Source organism: Mucilaginibacter achroorhodeus, assembly GCF_007846095.1.
Classification (GTDB): Bacteria; Bacteroidota; Bacteroidia; order Sphingobacteriales; family Sphingobacteriaceae; genus Mucilaginibacter; species Mucilaginibacter achroorhodeus.
Genome location: NZ_VOEI01000001.1, coordinates 810,380 through 832,249 on the forward strand (window position 1 = coordinate 810,380; position 21,870 = coordinate 832,249).

General features: G+C 44.2%; 20 protein-coding genes. 5 read left to right on the plus strand and 15 right to left on the minus strand.

Features of this window, described 5'->3' with window-relative positions; genetic code table 11:
• Positions 1–65: 65 nt before the first annotated feature.
• The gene (locus tag FPZ42_RS03810; protein ID WP_146269145.1) at positions 66–1,061 is read right to left on the minus strand and encodes an AAA family ATPase; all 996 of its coding nucleotides are present in this window, start codon (positions 1,059–1,061) and stop codon (positions 66–68) included.
• A 226-nt stretch (positions 1,062–1,287) separates the two neighbouring features.
• On the opposite strand from FPZ42_RS03810, the gene FPZ42_RS03815 reads away from it, so the two are divergent.
• Both FPZ42_RS03815 and FPZ42_RS03820 read left to right on the plus strand, forming a co-directional pair.
• On the plus strand, positions 1,288–1,914 hold the full coding sequence (locus FPZ42_RS03815; RefSeq protein ID WP_146269146.1) for a DUF4159 domain-containing protein: 627 nt from the start codon (positions 1,288–1,290) through the stop codon (positions 1,912–1,914).
• Between the two features lie 22 nt (positions 1,915–1,936).
• Complete coding sequence (locus tag FPZ42_RS03820) at positions 1,937–2,566, plus strand: RDD family protein (protein ID WP_146269147.1); 630 nt, start codon at positions 1,937–1,939, stop codon at positions 2,564–2,566.
• A 95-nt stretch (positions 2,567–2,661) separates the two neighbouring features.
• Here FPZ42_RS03820 and FPZ42_RS03825 read toward each other — a convergent pair whose 3' ends face one another.
• The 7 genes from FPZ42_RS03825 to FPZ42_RS03850 form a co-directional block, all read right to left on the minus strand.
• Entirely contained in the window at positions 2,662–3,744 is a 1,083-nt protein-coding gene (locus FPZ42_RS03825; protein ID WP_146269148.1) for a uracil-DNA glycosylase family protein, read from the minus strand.
• 6 nt (positions 3,745–3,750) lie between these two features.
• Complete coding sequence (locus FPZ42_RS03830) at positions 3,751–4,464, minus strand: thymidylate synthase (RefSeq protein WP_146269149.1); 714 nt, start codon at positions 4,462–4,464, stop codon at positions 3,751–3,753.
• Positions 4,448–5,341 carry a nucleoside triphosphate pyrophosphohydrolase family protein gene (locus FPZ42_RS03835; RefSeq protein ID WP_146269150.1) on the minus strand — a complete coding sequence of 298 codons (894 nt, stop codon included), beginning with the start codon at positions 5,339–5,341 and terminating at the stop codon, positions 4,448–4,450. The genes FPZ42_RS03830 and FPZ42_RS03835 overlap by 17 nt, the downstream gene beginning before the upstream one ends.
• A gap of 78 nt (positions 5,342–5,419) precedes the next feature.
• On the minus strand, positions 5,420–5,575 hold the full coding sequence (locus FPZ42_RS19110) for a hypothetical protein (protein ID WP_186458674.1): 156 nt from the start codon (positions 5,573–5,575) through the stop codon (positions 5,420–5,422).
• Between the two features lie 363 nt (positions 5,576–5,938).
• A complete protein-coding gene (locus FPZ42_RS03840) occupies positions 5,939–6,238 on the minus strand; it encodes a hypothetical protein (RefSeq protein ID WP_146269151.1) in 300 nt (99 codons plus the stop codon).
• Positions 6,239–6,382: 144 nt separating this feature from the next.
• Positions 6,383–8,932 (minus strand): family 20 glycosylhydrolase, encoded by a 2,550-nt coding sequence (locus FPZ42_RS03845; RefSeq protein WP_146269152.1) that lies wholly within the window; start codon positions 8,930–8,932, stop codon positions 6,383–6,385.
• A 74-nt stretch (positions 8,933–9,006) separates the two neighbouring features.
• Positions 9,007–9,930, minus strand: coding sequence for a cobalamin-binding protein (locus FPZ42_RS03850; protein ID WP_146269153.1), 924 nt, complete (start codon positions 9,928–9,930; stop codon positions 9,007–9,009).
• A 643-nt stretch (positions 9,931–10,573) separates the two neighbouring features.
• On the opposite strand from FPZ42_RS03850, the gene FPZ42_RS03855 reads away from it, so the two are divergent.
• A complete protein-coding gene (locus tag FPZ42_RS03855) occupies positions 10,574–11,200 on the plus strand; it encodes a LysE family translocator (RefSeq protein WP_146269154.1) in 627 nt (208 codons plus the stop codon).
• Positions 11,201–11,295: 95 nt separating this feature from the next.
• Here the strand turns inward: FPZ42_RS03855 and lepB are convergent, their stop codons facing one another.
• The 5 genes from lepB to FPZ42_RS03880 are packed head-to-tail and all read right to left on the minus strand — an operon-like array spanning position 11,296 to position 15,646.
• A complete protein-coding gene (lepB, locus tag FPZ42_RS03860) occupies positions 11,296–12,420 on the minus strand; it encodes a signal peptidase I (protein ID WP_146269155.1) in 1,125 nt (374 codons plus the stop codon).
• A gap of 29 nt (positions 12,421–12,449) precedes the next feature.
• Positions 12,450–13,199 carry a 4-hydroxy-tetrahydrodipicolinate reductase gene (gene dapB, locus FPZ42_RS03865; RefSeq protein ID WP_146269156.1) on the minus strand — a complete coding sequence of 250 codons (750 nt, stop codon included), beginning with the start codon at positions 13,197–13,199 and terminating at the stop codon, positions 12,450–12,452.
• 12 nt (positions 13,200–13,211) lie between these two features.
• Positions 13,212–13,907, minus strand: a complete 696-nt coding sequence (locus FPZ42_RS03870) for a DUF5683 domain-containing protein (protein ID WP_146269157.1) — start codon at positions 13,905–13,907, stop codon at positions 13,212–13,214.
• 9 nt (positions 13,908–13,916) lie between these two features.
• Positions 13,917–14,837 carry a ParB/RepB/Spo0J family partition protein gene (locus FPZ42_RS03875; RefSeq protein ID WP_146269158.1) on the minus strand — a complete coding sequence of 307 codons (921 nt, stop codon included), beginning with the start codon at positions 14,835–14,837 and terminating at the stop codon, positions 13,917–13,919.
• A gap of 8 nt (positions 14,838–14,845) precedes the next feature.
• A complete protein-coding gene (locus FPZ42_RS03880; protein WP_146269159.1) occupies positions 14,846–15,646 on the minus strand; it encodes a ParA family protein in 801 nt (266 codons plus the stop codon).
• Positions 15,647–15,926: 280 nt separating this feature from the next.
• Here FPZ42_RS03880 and FPZ42_RS03885 point away from each other — a divergent pair, with 280 nt between their 5' ends.
• Positions 15,927–16,448 carry an NADPH-dependent FMN reductase gene (locus FPZ42_RS03885; RefSeq protein ID WP_146269160.1) on the plus strand — a complete coding sequence of 174 codons (522 nt, stop codon included), beginning with the start codon at positions 15,927–15,929 and terminating at the stop codon, positions 16,446–16,448.
• Positions 16,449–16,453: 5 nt separating this feature from the next.
• Here the strand turns inward: FPZ42_RS03885 and FPZ42_RS03890 are convergent, their stop codons facing one another.
• Entirely contained in the window at positions 16,454–18,343 is a 1,890-nt protein-coding gene (locus FPZ42_RS03890; RefSeq protein ID WP_186458675.1) for a gliding motility-associated C-terminal domain-containing protein, read from the minus strand.
• 122 nt (positions 18,344–18,465) lie between these two features.
• The gene (locus FPZ42_RS03895) at positions 18,466–20,412 is read right to left on the minus strand and encodes a gliding motility-associated C-terminal domain-containing protein (protein ID WP_146269162.1); all 1,947 of its coding nucleotides are present in this window, start codon (positions 20,410–20,412) and stop codon (positions 18,466–18,468) included.
• A gap of 144 nt (positions 20,413–20,556) precedes the next feature.
• Between FPZ42_RS03895 and FPZ42_RS03900 the strand changes: the two genes are divergently transcribed.
• Positions 20,557–21,870 (plus strand): PQQ-dependent sugar dehydrogenase, encoded by a 1,314-nt coding sequence (locus tag FPZ42_RS03900; protein ID WP_146269163.1) that lies wholly within the window; start codon positions 20,557–20,559, stop codon positions 21,868–21,870.

A 21,870-nucleotide genomic window follows, 5' to 3' on the forward strand; every position in this document is an offset into this window, starting at 1 on the left:
TCTTACAGGCAGGTCAGCGTGCTTATCCTCTGAGATTGCCGCGCTATCGCTCGCAATGACATGATTTATAAAGAACCCTTCCTTTCTACAACCTTTATTAGTTGCTCCGTTACCTTATCAGAATTTATACCTTCCGCCTCGGCCCTGAAGTTCATCAGGATGCGGTGCCGCAGTACGGCCGGTGCCATGGCATGGATATCTTCCATTAAAACAGTATAGCGGCCTTTTAACAGTGCGCGTGCTTTGGCGGTCAGTATCAAAGCCTGGCCTGCGCGGGGCCCTGCGCCCCAGCGTACCCATTCCTTTACGTAGCTTACCGCGCTGGTATCTGGCCGGGTGGCGCGTATCAGCTGACTAACATACCTTGTCAGATCTTCGTTGATGGTTACCTGCCTTACCAGCGCCTGGGCCTGAATGATCTCTTCTGCAGAGATAACGGCCTGCACATCGGCATTGCGGATGCCGGTGGTGCGGTTCAATACTTCAAACTCTTCCTGTTCGGTTGGGTAGCCTATTTTCACCAACAATAAAAAACGGTCTAACTGTGCCTCGGGCAGTGGGTAAGTGCCGGCCTGCTCAATAGGGTTTTGGGTAGCCAGTATAAAGAAGGGCTTATCCAGCGGATAGGTTTGCCCGCCGTAGGTTACCTCAAACTCCTGCATGGCCTCCAACAATGCCGACTGCGTTTTGGGTGGCGTCCTGTTGATCTCATCGGCCAGGATGATATTGGCGAACAGCGGCCCTTTGTTAAACTTAAAGAAACGCTTGCCCGTGGCATGATCTTCCTCCAGTATCTCGGTACCGATGATGTCGGTAGGCATCAGGTCGGGGGTGAACTGTATGCGCCTGAAAGCCAGTTGCAGTGCCTGCGACATGGTTTTTACGATCAGCGTTTTCGCCAGTCCGGGTACGCCCTCCAGCAGGCAGTGGCCCCCCGCCAGGAAAGCCACCAGCAGCTCGTCCAGTATGGCATCCTGCCCCACAATTACCTTTTGTATCTCGGTTTTTAACGCCGGCAGTTTGGCCAGGAGGGATTTAATTTGTTGTTCAGTTAGTTGCATTTTTGTAAAAAGCCTCATCCTAACCCTCTCCAAAGGAGAGGGAACTATCTTTAAGGGAGTATAAACTCCCTCTCCTTTAAAGAGGGCCGGGGTGAGGCATGTGAGTCCACAAGATAGCTATTCACCGCAATTTTAGCATAACCACGCCGCTAAGTATCTAAAACTTTACAACGGCTGCGGCATCTGCACTGATCGGGGCAAAATATTTGTGTTAATTTTAACCGCAATGGCACAGGCGCAAAAATTTACTTTCACAAGGCTCAGTTACCACAGCGGCGACTGGGATACCGACCAGCGCATGCCATCAAACCTGCTTAACTCGTTGCTGGAATATACCACCGTTGCCTTTAATCCGCAGGAAAAGGTGATCCCGCTAAGCAGCGACGATATTTTTAACTATCCCTTCTGCTACCTCAGCGGGCATAAGCTGGTGCAGTTTGATGCAAAGGAGAAAGCCAACTTTAAGCAGTATGTGCAAAACGGGGGCTTTGTTTTTGCTGACGATTGCAACCACGATATCGACGGACTTTTTGCTAAATCTTTCGAAGCACAGATGGCAGCCCTGTTCGGCCCAACGGCGTTAAAGAAGATCCCCAATAACCATAAGCTGTACAGCTCTTTCTTTAAATTTGAGAAAGGCCCGCCCACCACATCCTTTGAGCTGAACGGCTGGGGCGACGACCTGGTGCACGATTACCTTAAAGCCATTGAGATAAACGGCCGCATAGGCGTTTTGTACAGCAGCAAGGACTACGGCTGCGAGTGGGATTACGATTTTAGAAATAAGCGCTTTTTAGCCGAGGATAACACTAAATTTGGCGTCAATATAATTATGTATGCGCTAAACTCATGATAGGCGCAGAACAATTGCACAAATGGAAGAGAACTACTACATAGCACGAGATAAAACCGAGGAAGGCCCCTTTACCCTTAAGGACTTGATGCAGGCCGATATTGATGCCGACACGCTGATACTAAGCCCTAATGCGGCCGACTGGCAGCGTGCATCAGACCTGCCGGAGTTGTTCCATTATTTTGAGGCGCGTGGTTACTACTTCCCTACCGAAGATAACCTGGCGGGATTTGGCTGGCGCCTGCTGGCTTACATTGCCGACTCGTTCATTATGTCGTACCCGATAGCATTACTGAAACCGGAGAGTTTTGATGCCATATACAAACGTGCCATGAACGGCGGTGCCACGGTTGACGACCTGAGCACCATGATGCAGTTTAACCTGCTCACCTTTTTGGTGATGGCCATGTACCACACCATCTGCGAGTTTTCGCCGCTGCAGGGTAGTTTGGGTAAAAAGCTTTTCAGGCTTACGGTGGTTGATGCCGACGGCCGCAGACTTAGCTTCTTTAGGGCGCTAACCCGCAACATTGGCAAAATTGTATCGGGCACGGCACTGTTCATCGGCTACCTGTGGGTACTATGGGACGACCGCAAACAAGCCTGGCACGACAAATGGGCCAAAGCCTATGTGCTGGTGAAAAATAGGTAATCAGTTTTGAAATAAAATATGAAAGGCCTCTGTGTACGCAGGGGCCTTTTTTGGTAACGAAAAAAACTTAACATTGCTATTTTTCCGAAGCGGAACTATAAGATAGGTGTATTGTAAAGGTTTATCTTGTTATCTCTCTCGGCCATAAGAATATCCCTCATCGGTCTCGAAAAATATACTGTTTTTTTTAAAGCAATGTTACTCTTGTCGCCATGCTTTTCAAGAACTTGATCAATAAATCTTTTTACTCCATCTTCAAGTTCTAAATGTTCGTAAGTATCAAATAGCTCGACAGAAGTTTTGAATAATAAAATATTGGTATTACTCAATATTTTCGATCCTATGAATGGTAACGCTTTTTTAATCTTAGTCAAATGCAAATCTGTGCAGTAAGGTCCATCCTTCTGACGTATGATATAGGAGTTAGTTAATCGCCTTCCAAATATCAAAATACTGTTGTACTCAATTAAATAAAAAAGCTTATGTAAGGCAAAATATGTGTAAGTGTTCTTTCTTTGAAATAGATAATTAATAATTGCAGCGACCTCTAATTTCGATGCTGGCAAATTTTTTTTAAAATGATTTTTATTTAATCTCTTTAATTCCTCAGATAGAAATTGATAATCTGATCGCTGATTTGCCATACTGCGATGCAACATTGCACGCTGGCCGGGATGATAAAAAGGTATCAATATTCTATTAAACCAACTGTTGGATGACCGCACAGAATCTTTAAGCGAAAGTTTATGCTCGCTTATATAATTTAAGCTCTCTAAAGCAACTCTACCAAGAGTAACAACAATTTTGGGGTTTATAAGTATTATTTGTTCCGCCAAAAAATTTGCACAATTGATAATCTCTTGCTTTGTTGGAGTTGAATTATTTCCAGCCTCGTCTTTTGGATTACACAGAACAGCGTTAGTGACGAAAATATTTGACCTATTTATATCTGCTATTTTAAGTAAATCCTCAAAATTATGCCCGGCTTTATCACCATGAAAAGGAATGCCACTGCTGTCAGCTCCAAGCCTTCCTGGTGCCTCTCCAATAAACATAATCTCTGCATTTAAAGATCCGCTGGATCTGTTAAGTACTTTTAAGCTATCGCACATGCGAGTACATAAAATGCAAGACTGGACTTTCATACATAAGTTATCAAACTCACTAAAACTGATCATAACTTTTTACCATGTTAATGAATCAAGACACTTCTTTACTTCTCGCTTTTGATTCAAATAAAAGTGAATTGAATGACATGTGATAGAGCCAACTTTAGAATTTGTCTTTTCACAAACAAATGCCAATAGTTTTGACAATCCTATGTAATTCCCCAAACTCTTCTCTAAAAAATCGTGATTCCTGTAAATTGCAGTTAGATTTAACATATCACCAACTTGCGCAAACTGAACATACTGAAGACAAGGATTTCCTATAATTCTTGTATTACTATCATAATCAATTGACGACACGTGCATAATATAACACGACGATTGATTATTAGGTCTCTTATTAATATCCTGAATTATTTTCTGTATCTGATTTTTTTTATCGTGGCCAAACTTAGTAAATCTTAAAAAGTAGTTACCCCACCTACTTTTATTTTTCTTTCTTAAACGCTTTCCTCTGTTATACAAACTCTCATGCAAGTCGTAAAACTTATGTAAATCACCTTGATTTCGTTTATATAATTTTTCAGGAAAAATTGTATTTGCAACATCTTGTAATTTCTGTTTCGTTATTATTTTAGAATTCAAAATTTCATTAAGATGATTATCATTTATTAACTGTGGGTTTTTGATATGAACTAACATATTAAAACCATCTCCATCTTTTATAATTTCTTGACAAGCATCACGCCAAGCAGACAAACATGTGTCCGATTCAATTAACTTCGGCATTTCCTAAAAATTGTATCTCTCTATTGTCAAGGTCAACCAGAACGTTTCCTCCTTTAAACTTTACTAAATTTCTAAACACGCCATAACCTTCAAGAATTGCTTTTTCCCATTCGGAAACGCTGCATACAGATACTTCCAAATTTGATGACAAATTTCTAATCGTTTTAATTAAAAAATTGTCTACCTTATCTATTCCGTTATAAAAATTGTGATCCCTGGCGTATTGATAAATAAAAGCGCTAATTGCTTCTTCAATGATAGCTGCTCTTGCGCCATCCTCTATTTCATCAATTTTTGGATTGCTTTTTCTTTTTGATCTTGTCAACGCTCGCACTACCGGTGACCAGCCCAATACAGCAGCAAATGCAAAGTGAAAGACATCGTGATACCTGTAGCCATCATCTTCATAAGAGTTATCTGTTAATGCATCGCCGATTTCCTGGTTATCAAGAAATATTTTGACTTTTCTATTATCGTTGTCATTCACCTCTTCAAATCGTAATATTACTCTTCGAGGGAGTCTTTCGTTGTCTGGATAATTTTGGTCAAACAGTTCGGTGACACAAATAATTTCGCCTGATTTTGGAAATCTTTCTTTGATTTTTTGCAAATTTTTAGAAGTAATTGCATCAAGCTCCAAGTTTAATTTACTTGCAACATTGGCTACATACCAAAGTATATTGCCTAATATTTCTTCTACGTTCGCTTTAAATTTAGTGTGAGCCGCCTTATCACGAAAGGATTTTTTAAATTCTGAAATTAATGCTCCACTTTCGCCAATTACACCAAATAACGGTATAATATAACTTTTCATTATTTTTTCGTTAGGATTTTGGTCGTACTCTTTTGCCAATTTTTGGTATTGGTTCAATTCCATGATAATTAATTAGGTTCATGAAAATACCATTAATTTTTGATTGTAACTACCGTAAAAACACCTGATTTTCAGATATATTTACCCTTTCCTCCCCACCTTCTCCGCCTTTGCCTTTAATTTGCTGTAGTATTGGCGCTCAAAGAGGGCCATTTTTATTTTCATGTCTTCCAGCAGTTCCAGGGCTTCGCTTAGGAGTTGCAGGCGCTCTTGGCTTAGTTGTTCGGTAGTGCTCATGGTGGTTATCGCTTTTAAACAAAGGTAACAACCATGGCTTATATTTGCTAATATTTTTAGCAAATAGTTAAGTGTTTGGTATGTGAGATTGTCAGTCTGCGCTTGTCGAAGACCTGTAAGCGGGATAGTGTGGTTCGACAGGCTCACCATGACAGAGTGTTTGAAGATCTTGTATTATGCATGGCGTATAAACACACCCCTGGCCCCTCTCGAGAGGGGAAGTGATTGCACCATCGACAGTCCCCTCTTGAGAGGGGTAGCACCAAATAACACTTAGTACCTTCGTTGATGGGGTGTGTATCTTATGGTAAGCACCGCGTTTAAACACACCCCTGGCCCCTCTCGAGAGGGGGAAATTTGATTTTATTTTATCACGGCTAACGATATAGCTCCTGCTATAGCAAGCGGAATAGCCCAAAACTTCATGTCTATCCACATTAAGGTATTTTGCCCGCGGTTAACATTGCGACCGAGCTGCAGCAGCAGGGGCCCTTTATCATAGAACCAAACAAAAGCTGCTGAAATAAAAAAAGTTGCCGGGCGTACGTATTTCTCACCGTGGCCAATTGCATCAGTAAATACAAAAAGTATAACACCAACAATCAATGGAGCAGCCAAAACCAAATGTCCTTTACCTCGATGCTGAATAAAATGAGCAATCATGATGAAATGGAAGGTAGTAAGTTTTTTGAATTATCCAGGACAACAGCAAATAAACGCGTCATTGCGAGGCACGAAGCAATGACGCGTGAAGGAATGATGTTATAAGCCACTCTCCTTTGGAGAGAGGGGTTTGGGGTGAGGCTTTTATATCGCCGGTTTATCATTTTCCGCTTCTTGGGCGATGTTGCCGCCGCGGCCTTTAGCATCAAACACACGGAACTTAACTGTACCTGTGGCATCAACCGGGCCGGTATACTGCGGACTCTCGGCGGTTGGCTCGGCGCCGTTGGTGGTGTAGCGGATCACCATGCCGGGGTACTGCACGTTTGCGTAGTACTTGCCATCCTTAAGCATAACACCGGGCTTAGGTATCCTAAATGCATAACCGCCTCCCTCGTAGGCCAGTCGCGGCAGTTCGCGTTTCCCCAGCACATTCACAAATCGGCTCCAATCTTCGTTATACATTTGTTTGGCTTTGGCCGAGTCGAGCTCAGTTGTCCACGCAGGGTCTTTGGCCCAGGCACGTTCGCCCAGGGCAATCAGCTTGGGGAATATCATGTATTCCATTTGCTGCGGAGTTTTAACGGTTTCGGCCCAAAGCGCACCCTGCAGGCCTATAATGTTCTCTTTGCCATAATCTGTAAGGCGCTGTTTGCCTACAAACATCCGGCGGTCAATAGCTTTGCCGTTCTTATCCACATCCGTATTCTTAAAATAATCGAAAGGGATAAACGAGAAGAATTTATCTATACCCAAAAATGCTCCCCAGTAATAGCCGGGTTCGTCCCAGCTTTTGTAGGTGGCCATATCAAAGTACAGGTTGGTAACGCAGGTAAGCACGGTTTTGTAACCCGCATTTGCCAATTTGTAAGCAAGGTCTTCCTGGCCATCGCCCAGTACGTTGTTCCAGACATCAACCTGCATGCCCTCGTTTACAAACTGTGGGTTGGGTACGTAAGCCGGGCGGCCATCAAGCGTGGTTTTGCGCAATGCCATTTCTTCCCAACCGGCAAGGGTAATGTTTTTCTTTTTAAGAATGTTGTTCACGCGGCCGTAAAAATAGTACCATAGGTCGCCGGTATTTTTTATTTCGGGATGAGTTTTCTTAAGCGCTTCGTAGGCCGGCGATTTCTCCCAAACATGTGCAGGCACTTCGTCGCCGCCAAAGTGGATCACTGGCAGCGGAGCACCTGCTTGTTTGTACATGGCAACCAGATCATCAACCACGCGCTCAACAAAAGTATAGGTTGATGGCAGCGAAACATCTATCACATTATCGTTCCAATATTGTACCGAACGGTATGCCGATTGGTCACCAGCATCATACAGAAGATATTTCGAAGCCTCGGTCTTTTTACCGGCAGCTACCAGGCGATTGTAGCGCGCCTGCATGGCTTTAATGGCACCACGGGCATGGCCGGGAGTCTCGATCTCGGGCATTACTGTGATGTGGCGGTCGTTGGCGTATTTTAATATCTCGATGTAATCGGCAACGGTATAAAAACCCGTACCGGCAGGATTACTAAAATCCGGACCGGAGCCGTGCGAGGCCGGCAAAAAATTCTTGCTATCCAGCGTGTGGCCGCGTTTTGAGGCTACGGAAGTCAGCTCGGGCAGTGATGGAATTTCTATGCGCCAGCCCTCATCGTCGGTAAGGTGCATGTGCAGGGTGTTTAGTTTATAAGCACCCATCAGATCTAACAGGCGCAGTACCTGCTGCTTGTTCTGGAAGTTACGCGCAACATCCAACATCACGGCACGGTAGCCAAAGCGGGGAGAGTCTTTAACCTCTACGCATGGGATGTCCATACTTTTCTGCTTATCGGCATATACTGCGGATGGACAAAGGTTCTTTAACGATTGTATACCGTAGAACATACCCGTTGCAGTAGTGGCGTTTATTTGGATGGCGTTAGGCTTAACACTCAACTCGTAACCCTCTTTACCGAAGCCAACTTTGTAACCCAGCGTTATGGTGTTGCTTGCAGATGCCGACGTAAACTGCATACCAAAGGCCTTCATTAAAAAAGCGCTCAGTTTGGCCTGCTCTTTAGCGAAACGAGGGTCGGCGCTAATAACCTTTGTACTTGGTTCGAGTTTAAACATACCTTCTGTTTCCTGGTAGCTCAACGGCAGCGGGACTATCTTCGGCAGTTTATCAGCAGGGATATCAATAATACTTTTATTCTGATTGTAAATAACCTCGGGCGTAACCAGGCCGGGATATTTGGGGTCGAGGGGTTTGATGATGAAGTTGCCGGGAAGGTAGCCTTTATCAGGCGAGGCATCCCAAACAAAGTAAGGGCCTTCAATTGCATCGGTATAATTAATCACAACGTTTTCGCAGATGTATTCGATACGGGCGCTTTCGCCGGGTTTAATGGCTTTAAAGTTTTGGTTTGGGATAATGCTATAGAGGTCGCCGTTTACCTGCAATACTTTGGCATTACCACTAACAGCATCTGCAATAAAATTGCGAGATGAATTGAAATAGATCTTCCAGCCACCGGCAGGCAGTGTTTCCGTACCGTTATTGGTGATGATAAGTGCCGTTAACGATTGCTGTTTGTTTTTGTAGTTATTATCAACCACCTCCCAGGTAAGGCTCAAGTTTTTAACATTAAAAACCGGGACGGCAGCAAAGGCGGCAACATTTGCAAACGCAATAACAATTAGGGCGATAATACGGCGCATGGCTAATTCAGGTTTGTTTTAACCGTAAATATAACCAGTAAACCAGCGCAATAACCTACTTTTTAAAATATTTTTTAAAGTGCGAATTTTACCCAGCCCTTACCCTCATTCCCAAAGATGAATTGTTTAGGGTGGATAATCTCGGCCAATATCTCCAGCGAGTCTACTATTCTTGGGCCGGGGCGGTTAAAATAATGGTTGCCATCAGCAATGTATACCCGGTTGTTCTTAACCGCTTTCAGCTCAGCAAAGCCTGGTTGCGCTAACAACAAACCAACTTCGCGCATCGTGCGCTCAATAGAAAAGCCGCAAGGCATCAGTAGGAGAACATCCGGGTCGGCAGATACAATATCGCTCCACTCTACATAGGGTGAATGCTTGCCTATCTGGGCCAGTACTGGCGTGCCGCCTGCAATGCTAACCAGCTCGGGGATCCAGTTGCAGGAGATCATCATGGGTTCCAGCCATTCTACGCAGGCTACGGTAGGTTTTACCTCCATAAACTTCAGCTTATGGCGGATGATGTCGATACGTTCGGTAAGGTCTTCTAAAAGTTGCTCGCCTTTATCAGCTACGCCTAAAACACCGGCAACCTGTTTGATATCGTTAAGAATTTCTTCAAGACCATTGGGTTGTAAGGAGATGATCTGTACAGGCTCATCCAGGTAATCGGCAAGGGCTTGCTCCACCTCGGGCAAACTAACGGCGCAGACCTCGCACTGTGCCTGGGTGAGCACCACATCAGGCTGCAGGCTTTTGATCACCTCGCGCTTTACAGTATAAACAGATAGTGCATCTGCCAGTATTTCCTTTACCTTCACATCAATCTCGGCACTGCTTAAGCCATCAGGAATGTTCGCTTCAGAACATACGGGCAGTTGTTGCACGCTCTCCGGGTAATCGCACTCATGCGAGCGGCCAACCAAACGGTCTTCCAATCCCAGTGCACAAACAATTTCCGTAGCGGCAGGCAGTAGTGATACAATTCTTTCGGGCATAGTTTGCAAATATGCGATTTTTTGAGAGTAACGTTAATAATGCACCCTGGCCGTATTTAGCTTATTATAGTTATGTTCTGTTCTTCGTTAGGAATAGCAGTGATTTTGTGAATCGTTTGTGGATGTACTTTTTCTTTTTCCGCAAAAGAAAAAGTACCAAAAAGAAAACTCGCGGCTGCCGCAAAATGCTTTTAAGTTTCTGCTTAAGCAATGCCTGTGCTTACCGCCTTTTGCGAAGGCCGCATGAGTTCGGTTACGTTAGGTTCGTCACGATATTTATCTCATACTTTTTTACTTTTATATTCTCCTTGTCAGCAAAAAAGCTTCGGGGCGAAAGCGGGCAGAACAATAGCGGCCTTGTGTGTTGGTAGGGGCATAGCAATACTTGCCTGAAGCGGGGGATGAGAGCAAACGAATTAGGGGCAAGATTTTGCAGACCGTGGTTCTGCGCGCTTGCAGGGCAATGGCTTGTGCGGAAGAAGCCTCTTTGCTGACTTGATCTTTTGCTTCTTTTGTATCAAGACAAAAGAAGTAGCCCCTGCGGCAATGAGCAGAATGTCAACGCTCCCCAACTAACAACCCACCAATTAATTCGTTAACATGATAAGCTTTTAATTTAACTATTAAACATATCTTTACGCCAATGATATTCCTGACCTTTTTCATTGGCATTATTGCCAATTTTATAGGGTACATACCCCCCGGAAACATAAATCTTACCCTCGCCCAGATCACCATTAACCGTGGGATGAAACAGGCGCTTCAGTTTATCATCGCTTTCTCCTGCGTTGAGTTTTTCTTTACTTTTTTTGTGATGCTTGGTGCAAGGTGGCTATCTGAGCAGGTTCGTTTAGATACCATTATAGATTGGGTAATGGTAGTCCTGTTCATGGTGTTAGGAATAGTTGCATTGCGAAACCGCAATAAACCTATGCAAACCACTTATTCAGATCATGCTGCAATCAAATACGGCATCCTGCTGGGCTTTCTTAACCCTATGCAAATTCCGTTCTGGATGGTAACCGGCACTTATCTTATTACGCATGAGTGGATATTAGATCAGAAATTTCCTTTAGTGATCTTCAGTATTGGTTCGGCATGCGGGGCATTTATTGCGTTGTTTTTGTATGCCAAGTTTGCAGGCTACATTAAGAAGAGATTTGAATTAAGTAACCGTTTGATAGATACCGGGATCGCCATTTTATTTTTCTCCTTTGCGGCGTATCATATCTTCAAACAGATCTACCTGGCGTTCTTCAAGCATCATTAATTAGGGCTTTGGCGCCCGGTAGTCCGAATTTAACAATCTGCTTAAACTATTATAAATTCAATAAAAAAGCCCCGCTTTTAGCGAGGCTTAAGGTTTTAGTGGATGCCCATAAACAAGCGGCTCCAGCGTATCTTGTGGAAGAAGGAAGCATTATCATCCCAACTCATCCATACAAACAGCGCCTTACCAACAATATGGTCCTCGGGAACAAAGCCCCAGTAACGCGAGTCTAATGAGTCGTGGCGGTTATCACCCATCATCCAGTAATAATTCATTTTAAAGGTATAGGCGGTAGTTTCCTTATCATTGATAAATATCTTACCGTTCTCTATCTTCAATTTATTGCCTTCGTAAACCTCAATGGCACGGCCGTAAAGCGGCAGTGTAAGGCTATCCAGCTTAACTGTCCAGCCCTTTTTAGGGATGATGATAGGGCCGTAATTGTCAACGTTCCAGTCATAATCCTTATTTTTAGGATTAAGTTTGTATTTAGGATAAGCAGCCGGGAAAACAGGGTTAAAAGGATCTGCAATACCCGGTTGTTTAACGTTAGGCGTTACAGCCTGTACATTACTAATGCGTTTAACTTCTTCGGCTGTTGCCTTGGTCATGGTTGGCGGGGCGCCTTCATAATTAGATACACCCAGGTCGGACAAAACATCCGGGTTGATTTCCATACCGGTTGTTTTAATGGTGTAGTCGGTTTGCTCGCCCGGAGGGTTAGGCGCAGCTTTACCATTTACATACACCTGTGCGTTTATTAACCTGAGCGTATCGCCGGGAGCGCCCTGGCAGCGTTTAATGTAATTTTCTCGTTTATCAACCGGCCTAAAGTACGGCGAATCAGCCTCCATCGGATAGTTAAACACAACCACGTCGCCTTTTTTTACCTCACCCAAGCCCGGCAAACGATAGTATGGCAACTTAACGCCATCCCAGTAAGCTTTTGTGCCGATGATAGGCATGGTATGGTGTGCAAAAGGGAATGCAATAGGCGTCATGGGTGTGCGTGCACCGTAATTAACCTTGCTTACAAACAGAAAATCGCCAACTAAAAGCGAGCGTTCCATTGATGGGGTAGGTATGGTGTAAGCCTCTATAAAAAGCGTACGTATCAAAGTAGCAGCAACAACCGCAAAAATGATGGCCTCGGTCCACTCGCGGGTGGCGCTTTTCTTTTTAGCGTGTTCTTGTTTCTTTCTCCAAAATTTCCAGTTCATTACTTATATTTTTCGCAGCAAGTTAATTACTACTTATTAAAATCAAACATTTCTTCAATAGAGTGAAAGCCCTTTTTATCCTGTATCCACTCGGCAGCTAACACTGCACCCAAGGCAAAACCGTTGCGGTTGTGTGCCGTGTGCTTAAATTCAATGGTATCAACCTCCGAATCGTAAATAACGGTATGTGTACCGGGCACGCTCTCAATACGTAACGATTCTATCAAAACCTCGTTAGCCGGCGTTACTTCAGTATTAGGGTGATCATCGCCTACCAGTACATTTTTCCAGTTTTGTTTGCTTTCAAGGTTGTCTATAATACCTTCGGCAATGGTAATGGCGGTGCCACTTGGCGAATCAAGCTTTTGCGTATGGTGTATCTCTTCAACCTGTACCTCGTAATAAGGGTAATTGTTCATGATACGCGCCAGCATCTTATTTACGTGGAAGAAGATGTTTACACCTACGCTGAAATTGGTGCCGTATATAAGCGATGCGTTGTTGAACTCGCACTGCTCTTTTATCTGCTCCATCTCATTATGCCAGCCGGTGGTACCTACAACTACAGGCACACCTGCACTAAAACATAATTCAATGTTGCTTAACACTGTTGATGGGGTACTGAATTCGATAGCTACATCAGCCTTTTGAAGATTTTCGGCGGTTAATTCATCGATGTTATCTTTGTCTATCTTCAGGACTATCTCATGCCGGCGGCTAAGGGCTATCTGCTCAATCATTTTGCCCATTTTGCCATAGCCTAACAGTGCTATCTTCATTTGTGTAAGTGTTTATAGCGCAAATGTAATTTTTAATCCTGGAATATAAGAACTCATTGAGGTTGCCGCATACATGGGCTGATTAATAAAGGCAGGGCTAATTTTGAATGACAGGTTATCATCAACCGTATAGGCGTTAATAAACTTGGCCTCGATATAGGCCTCAACGGCCTGTACACCCCATACCACTAAAACGCTTAGGATACTGATCTGGAAGTTACGCTGATAGTTACTTGATGCCTCCTGCAATTGGGTGGAGTTTGCGTTGGCATAAAGCGCAACTTCGCGCTGATATTTTATGTAATCTGCATAATACAGATCGCCGGGTTGAGGTATCCCACCGGTATTTTTGATACGGGTAAGTGCCAGAAACAGTTTGTAATTTTTGTAGCTATCTACTATTGAATAACCTAATGCACCTAAACCGGCATAAATAGCCGGAACTTTCCACCAGGCACCTTTTTTATTGTATAGCTGGCCCCAGCCGGGTATGATCAAAGATCGCCGCACGGCAAGGCTTGGGCTATGCGTACTATCAGGGTGATACGCTGGCTCTTTTTTAATTTTGGGCTTAAAAACTTCCTGTTTAGGGTTGGCTTTAGGCAGGGTATCTGCCTTTGCTTTTGCAGCCAATGTATCGGCCGTTTGGGCCATAGCAAGGGTTACAAATCCTACAAGAAACAAGGTAGCTAAAAGTTTTTTGATCATGATAGTGGTTTACCAATCCAGCATTTCCAATATACGGCCCAGATCGTCTTCGGATAAGAACGGTATTTCTATTGATCCATTGCCCTGGCTATTAACTTTTAAGCGCACTTTGGTGCTAAACTTTGATGCTAGGTCATCCTGTATCTTTCTAAGTTGATAAGGCAGGTCTTCAGGCTGTTTACCTTCTTTTTTGGTGGGTGCTTTTTGTATTTCCCTAACCAGTTCTTCCGCTTTACGTACAGAAAGTTCATTCTTGATGATCTGCTGATGGATATACAATTGCGCAGCAGGGTCTTCAACGGCTAAAAGCGCTTTGGCGTGGCCCATACTTATCTCATTATCGCGCAGCGAAGCCTGTATGCTTGGCGGTAACTTTAACAAACGCAGGTAGTTGGTTACAGTAGAGCGGTTTTTACTTACACGGTCGCCAAGCTCTTCCTGTTTAAGGCTACATTCGTCTATCATCCGCTGAAAACTTAGGGCAACCTCAATGGCATTCAGGTTCTCGCGCTGTATGTTTTCTATCAAAGCCATCTCCAGCATCTGCTGGTCATTGGCAGTGCGTACGTACGCTGGTATTTGCGTAAGGCCGGCCAGTTTCGATGCACGCAACCTGCGCTCGCCTGATATTAACTGATAAGCATGTGCGCTAACTTTACGTACGGTAATGGGCTGTATCAGTCCTTGCAATTTTATTGACGCTGATAGATCGGCAAGGGCCTGTTCGTCAAACTCGGTACGAGGCTGAAAAGGATTGACCTCGATCTCGCTGATCTTTATTTCGTTAATGGAGCCAAGGCTATCCACCTCAGATACCGGGCGCGGAACGGCCTGCCGTGCTTCGTTATTTTTATTAGGAAGTACGCTCGGGGTATCATTCAACAAAGCACTAAGGCCTTTACCCAAAGCGTTTCTTTTCTCTGTACTCATAAATTAAATTAAGCGGTTACGGTGGCCAGTTCTTCGTCTTTAACCAAGCCGTTCTTGCGGATGATCTCGCGGGCAAGGTTAAGGTAGTTTACGGCACCCTTACAATTGGCATCGTGCATAATTACCGATACGCCAAAACTTGGCGCTTCGCTTAAGCGGGTGTTGCGCTGTATAATGGTATCAAATACCATATCCTCAAAATGGGTGCGTACCTCATCAACCACCTGGTTTGACAGGCGAAGCCTTACATCGTACATGGTTAACAAAATACCTTCAACCGCCAGTTGCGTATTTAAGCGCGACTGTACAATTTTAATAGTATTTAACAGCTTACCCAATCCCTCTAATGCAAAGTATTCGCACTGTACAGGAATAATAACTGAATCTGCCGCTGTTAGCGCGTTAATGGTGATCAAACCCAGAGATGGAGAACAGTCAATGATGATAAAATCATATTCATCACGCACGCTGTCTAAAACCGCTTTCATTTTGTACTCGCGGCTTTCCATGTTTATCATCTCTATCTCGGCACCTACCAGGTCAATGTGGGCAGGCAAGAGGTCGAGATTAGGTGTATCTGTTTTCTGAATAGCATCATGCGGATCGATCTCATTGATGATACATTCATATATACTGTTCTTAATATTGCGAGGATCGAAACCAATACCAGAAGTTGAGTTGGCTTGCGGGTCGGCATCAACCAAAAGGGTTTTAAACTCCAATACGGCCAGGCTTGCTGCAAGATTGATAGAAGACGTAGTTTTTCCAACGCCACCTTTCTGGTTGGCTAATGCAATAATTTTACTCATTCTTTATCTCCAAAAAATTATATAAACTGCGGTTTTTTATCAACGAAAAACAGGCACATAAATTTCTATGTTTGTACTGTTTTTTATCCGCCGCTAAAGATACGGATTAAAACAATTGAGAAATTAACAGTTTTGCCAACTTACAAACATAATTGGGTTTGGAAGATTAGTGATTAGAGAATAGAGATTAGGGTCGCATGTGATTTATTTACAGCAATCTATGAACGTTCCAATCGCAATAGAAACTAATCTCCAATCACAAATCTCTACTCTCTAAAAAATGATAACAATCATAGCATCTACCAACCGCCCCGGAAGTTCTACCCTTAAACTGGCGCAATATTACCAGCGGCAGCTTGCAGAAAAAGGAATGGATGCCAAGCTGTTCTCATTGTTAGAACTTCCCGGCAGTTTAATAGAGACAGACCTTTACGGCAAACGCAGCGAGGTCTTTACGCCCATACAGGAAATGGTTACCGCTACTGAAAAGTTCCTGTTCATCATACCCGAGTATAACGGCAGTTTCCCGGGTGTGCTTAAGGTTTTTATTGATGCCTGCAGTTTTCCGGAAAGCTTTTACGATAAAAAGGCGGCGTTGGTGGGCCTTTCATCCGGCAAGTATGGCAACATCCGCGGTATTGATCATTTTACCGGCGTTTGCCATTATTTAAACCTGCATGTGATGCCGCTGAAATTGCACATCCCATCCATCCGTACTGAAATGGATGCCGATGGTAACCTCTACAAAGAAGATACGCGTAAGTACACCAACGAACAAATAGATAAATTCATCAGGTTTTAAGTTTATCATCGTATAATTAGCACCCAACCTGACAGTGGTTTTGTACCGTTGTTTAAGTTAATAACGTAATAATATGTGCCGGAAGGCAGATTGTCGCCGTTTAGCTTACCATTCCAGGGCGTGGTATAACCGCGACTAAAAAACACCTGCTGCCCGTTGCGGTTGTAAACTGCCGTTGTGCTTTGGGCATAAGTGAATAAAGCTTCTATGTTCCAAAGATCGTTCACCCCATCGTTATTAGGCGAAAATGAATTTGGGATAATGATCTTCTTATACACCCTTACAAATACTGGCTTGATAACCGGTTCACAGATAGGTGAAGTTACCGTTAAGGTGTAGATAATATCATCAGTAGGGTTTACAATGGGCGTAAGTGTATTAGGATTGCTCATGGCTGTTGTGGGGCTCCAGCTAAAGCCTGTGAAATCGCCGGTTACGCTGCCATTTAAGGTTGTTGATTGCCCTTCAAAAATAGCCTTTGCATTGCCGGCACTAACTACCGGCGGCTTGTTCACTACAATGGTTATAGAGTCGGTCACGGAGCATCCATCGGCATTAAAGGCGGTAAGTTTGTAAGTAGTTGTCTTTGTAGGTGAAGCCGCGGGGTGGGATGATGCGGCATCAGACATGCCGTCTGCAGGATACCAACTATAGGTGTTTGCTCCGCTTGTTGTAGCTTTCAATGAGCTGGCTCCACCTTCACATATCAGTGCATCGGCCGCTATTGATGAGATCACCGGCCTTGGTATCACGGTTACCTGTACAGATTTTGGCGTTGAACAACCAGTTTCAGAGATAACTTCAACATGGTACTCACCGGCATTTGAAAGAATAACATTATCTACTACCAGCGGGTTGGCAATTACGCCCGCTGCAGGCAGGTTTAGGCCGGTCCATTTATAATTAGCCCCGCCGGTAGCTGATAAGATTAACCTTTCGCCCTCGCACACTTTTTTTGGCAATATATCCAGTGGGTGCGGATAATCATTTATAACAATGCTGACAGGATTAGAGTATATTCTGCAATTAAGGCTCGCCAGGTTTCCTTCATGTGCAATACCTAATCTATATCGATAAGTGCCAATCGGATAACCCGGTGGAAAAGACCGTAATAATAATGTGGATTTTTCAGCATCAAGATCAATCCAGCCGGCCTCATTTTTGTTTTCCTGCCAAACCATGTCATACCCGGCTGGGGGCGTCGCTGTAATAGCGTAATCTCCCTTATCTCCCACACATTGATTTTTAATGGTGCCAGTTGGCTGGTTTAAAAAACCTGCTTGTATTGTATTTGATATACATGGCCTAAAGCTTATATCATCCAGAAGCAAGTCGTTACCATTGCCGCCGGGGGCATTATTCACCATTTTAACAATCACTGACGTAGTATGTGCCGGCGTTTCAAAAAACACGCCGTATTTCTCCCACCCGTTATCGTCGCTTGTTTCGGGAATGGTTATTGGAGAAGATTGCGTGATTATTTTTCCGTCCAGATCGGTGATAATAAATGTTACACGCGGGCTTATAATTCCCGGCTGGTTCGGTTTCATCAAGTTTAAGATATAGGCCGAAAATTCGTAACCAGTTTTCTCACACAATGCCCCTACATCGGTACCATCAATGTTTGTGTTTTTTGTGAAGAAAACCTTATTAGCAACTTCGTCAGCGTTTACAACCATCATGTAACCATCATTGCCTGTATGATCGCTAAGAACCCGGTGCCACGTTGCATCATGACAACCCGTTTCGGTTTTTGATATGGAATATTGCCCATCCTCAGGACAAGAACCCGCCTTGTAGGTATAACCGGTTACAGGAAATTTTGGCGTGTCACCAGAGCCAAAGTCGAATTTAAAAACAGGATCGCCTAAACTCCCGGTACAAACCTGGGCCAATAGATTGTTGCAAAACAAAATCAGTAATAGAAAAAGGAGCCTGAAACTTAATTGCATTATAAATTCTGCAGATGCGTCTAAATTATACGTTTACAAAAGAGTTATGAAATATAAACGGATTATTATCTGATCAGCAATACCCATCCTGATAGTTTTGAAAGGTTGTTCTTTCTATCGATAACGTAATAGTAAGTGCCGGATGGTAACTGCTTGTTGCCAAGCGTTCCGTCCCATTGCATGGCGTCTCCTACCGTCCTGAAAACCTCCTGCCCGTTGCGGGTGTAAACGCTTAACACACTTTCCGGATAGGTGTAAAGTTTTTCAATTCGCCAAAGGTCGTTTACGCCATCGCCATTGGGTGAAAAGCTGTTAGAGATCAGGAGCTTTTTGAATACTTTCACATTCACATTGTCCGTAACTTCGCCGCATTGCTGCGATTTTACGTGTAAGGTGTAGGTTACGTCTTCGATGGGGTTAACGGTTGGCGTTAGCGAAGTTGGGTTGCTGATATCGTCTGCCGGAGTCCAGTAATAGGTTATCCCACTGCCGTTTGCAGAGCCTTGTAATTTGATCGGTTGGCCTTCTTCCATGCTTAGATCGGGCCCGGCATTTACCAATGGAGGATCGAGTACAGTTACCCTAACAGTGCGTTCCTTTATGCATCCGCCGTTACTTACAACCACGTTATACTCGGTTGTAACATTGGGGCTGGCAGTGGGGTTTGCTACATTATCCTTATCTAACCCTGTTGATGGTGTCCACTTGTAAATGCTGCCGCCGGTTACTTTCAATTGCACACTTTCTCCCCTGCAAATAATGGGTACTGTATTCTCTACCACGGGATTAAGTGGTGGATAAACCTTTACCTGTGTAGATGAAGTTATCGAGCATCCGTTTTGCGTGATGGTAACGGTGTAAAGCCCCTCATAACTTTTGTCGGCGCTAAGGGCAACATCCAGCCTGGATTGCGTAGAATGTGATCCATCAGGCAAGGTCCAGTAATAGTCAGAGCCGCCTTGTGCGGGAATTGATAAGATATCACCTTCGCAAAAGGTACTCACCGGTGGTAAACTGAATGTCGGATTTTTCACCACATCAACCGTTATAGGCAGCGAAAACGTTTGGCAATTAAGCGAACCGCCCGGTGCGCTAAGTACACCCGCCCTAAATTGATACTTACCAACCGGCGGGTTTTGAAATTCTGTAATCAGGTCTAAGGTTGCATTAGTTTTACCCGGCATATTTATCCAGCCTTGCTTGTTAAAATTAAACTGCCATTGATACTGGGGCGTTACCACGTTGTGCGCAAAAGCTTTTAAAACGTACGTTTGCGGACCGGCATTTAAACAGAGCTGTAAGCTTTGTGGGCCGGTTGGGCTGCCTTCGCCTGCATCAATTTGCGGGCCTATCGGTTTTACGGATATATCATCCATGGCAAAATCGTTGCCTGATGTGCCTGTAAGGCTGTTGTTCTCCAGCGTTACGATCACGTCGCTACCATCTGCCGGGGCCGCAAAATCACCATAATATTCTGTAAAAGTATCTGAAGTTATGGCTTCGGTAGCTCGGTTTAGCAGAAATACGCCGGATGTTGCAGATCTGGCTACCAAACGTATGTCGGGATCAACATAACCTGCAGGCTTAGGCATGCCGATGTTGATATTTTCAATAAATACCGAGAATCGGTATTGGGCGCCTGCACAAAATTTGGCGGCTTCTATACGCCTGCGATAGTAAACAACAGGTTTATTGTCGCCGTTCACCATCATCAGGTAACCATATGGATTAGTATCGGTGTGGTCAAAATTAATGGTCTTAAAAGTATCGCCGAAGCAATTGGAAGAACTGTTCAATATCAAATAGGCGCCATTTGCCGGGCATCTGCCGCTAACGCTGGCAAATTTCATATCGGTACGGTCTGCCGGTAACGGCTGACCAACGGGGGAGTAATTGGTACCATGCCCAAAATCTTCCGGCACCACGGGGTTGCCAAGGCTCACCTGTGCTTTTACTTTAAAAGTAAATACAGTAGTTAACGCTATTAGCGTCAGTTTGTAAAAGGTTCGCATTGGTGCAACCCGGGCAGGGTTTAATCAAATATACCTTTACATTACCGTATTCGCAAACTGCTCACCGGCAATCAATTACTCATTAAAGCTAAGTGGCAAACAAAGTATTAATCTGTAAGTTATTTATTTAACTAAAAGTCTACCATGAACAACCATTTTACCCTTGCAGCCGCTTTTGTTTTATTACTTACTGCCTGTGAGCAAAAAAAGCCCTACCCAGCAAAGGCGGATAGTGTTGCCACCACGCAACAGGAGGTTAAATTGCCTGCGCCTTATGAGACCAAAGCGGTAAAAAATTATTGCAAAGTAATCGGTTGGCCGGCGGGTAAAATGCCGTCAGCACCTGCAGGTTTCACGGTAAGTTTGTTTGCAGATACCTTAAAGAACCCACGCAATATTTATATAGCTCCTAACGGTGATATTTTTATTTCTGAAGCCAACACTGAAGCGCGGGGCGTTAAAAAATTAGGCGCAAAGGTTTTAGGCGTTGCCCAATCACAAAACTTAGGTAAGAGCGCCAACCGTATCACTTTACTACGCGATACGGATGGTGACGGTAAAATTGATTTCAGGCAGGTATTTCTATCTAACCTCAATCAGCCTTATGGCATGCTGGTAATTGGCAATGCATTTTACGTAGCCAACACCGATGGACTTTGGAAGTACGATTATAAACCGGGGCAGGACAAGATCACTACGCCCGGTAAAATGATATTATCATTGCCTGCCGGAGGATATAACAACCACTGGACACGCAACCTGCGCGCTAACGCGGATGGAAACAAAATATTTATTGCGGTAGGATCAGGCACCAACATTGCCGAGCACGGTATGGATGTGGAAAAACGCCGGGCAAATATCTTAGAAATAAACCCGGATGGCAGCGGCGAGCGTGTGTATGCAAGCGGTTTGCGCAACCCTGCCGGTATGGATATACAGCCAGGAAGCGGAACGCTTTACACCGTAGTGAACGAGCGCGATAACCTGGGCGACGAACTGGTGCCCGATTATTTTACCAGTGTTAAAGAGGGCGGATTTTACGGCTGGCCATGGGCTTACTTCGGCCAGCACGAAGACCCTCGGCCGGAGGTCAAACGCCCGGATATGGTAAAAAAAACCATCGTTCCCGATCTGTCATTAGGGTCACACACTGCATCATTAGGATTAGTATTTTATAATGCGGCGCAATTCCCGGCTAAGTATAAAGATGGTGCCTTTATTGGCCAGCATGGTTCCTGGAACCGTTCGGTGCTATCGGGCTATAAAGTATTGTTTGTTCCATTTGCTAACGGGAAAATAAGCGGCAAGCCGGAAGACTTCCTGACGGGTTTTGTAGCTAATGCCGATAAAAATGAGGTTTATGGCCGCCCGGTTGGCGTGGCTGTTACTAAAGACGGATCGCTACTGGTAGCAGATGATGCCAGTAATAAGGTTTGGCGTGTAAGCAAATCGAAATAA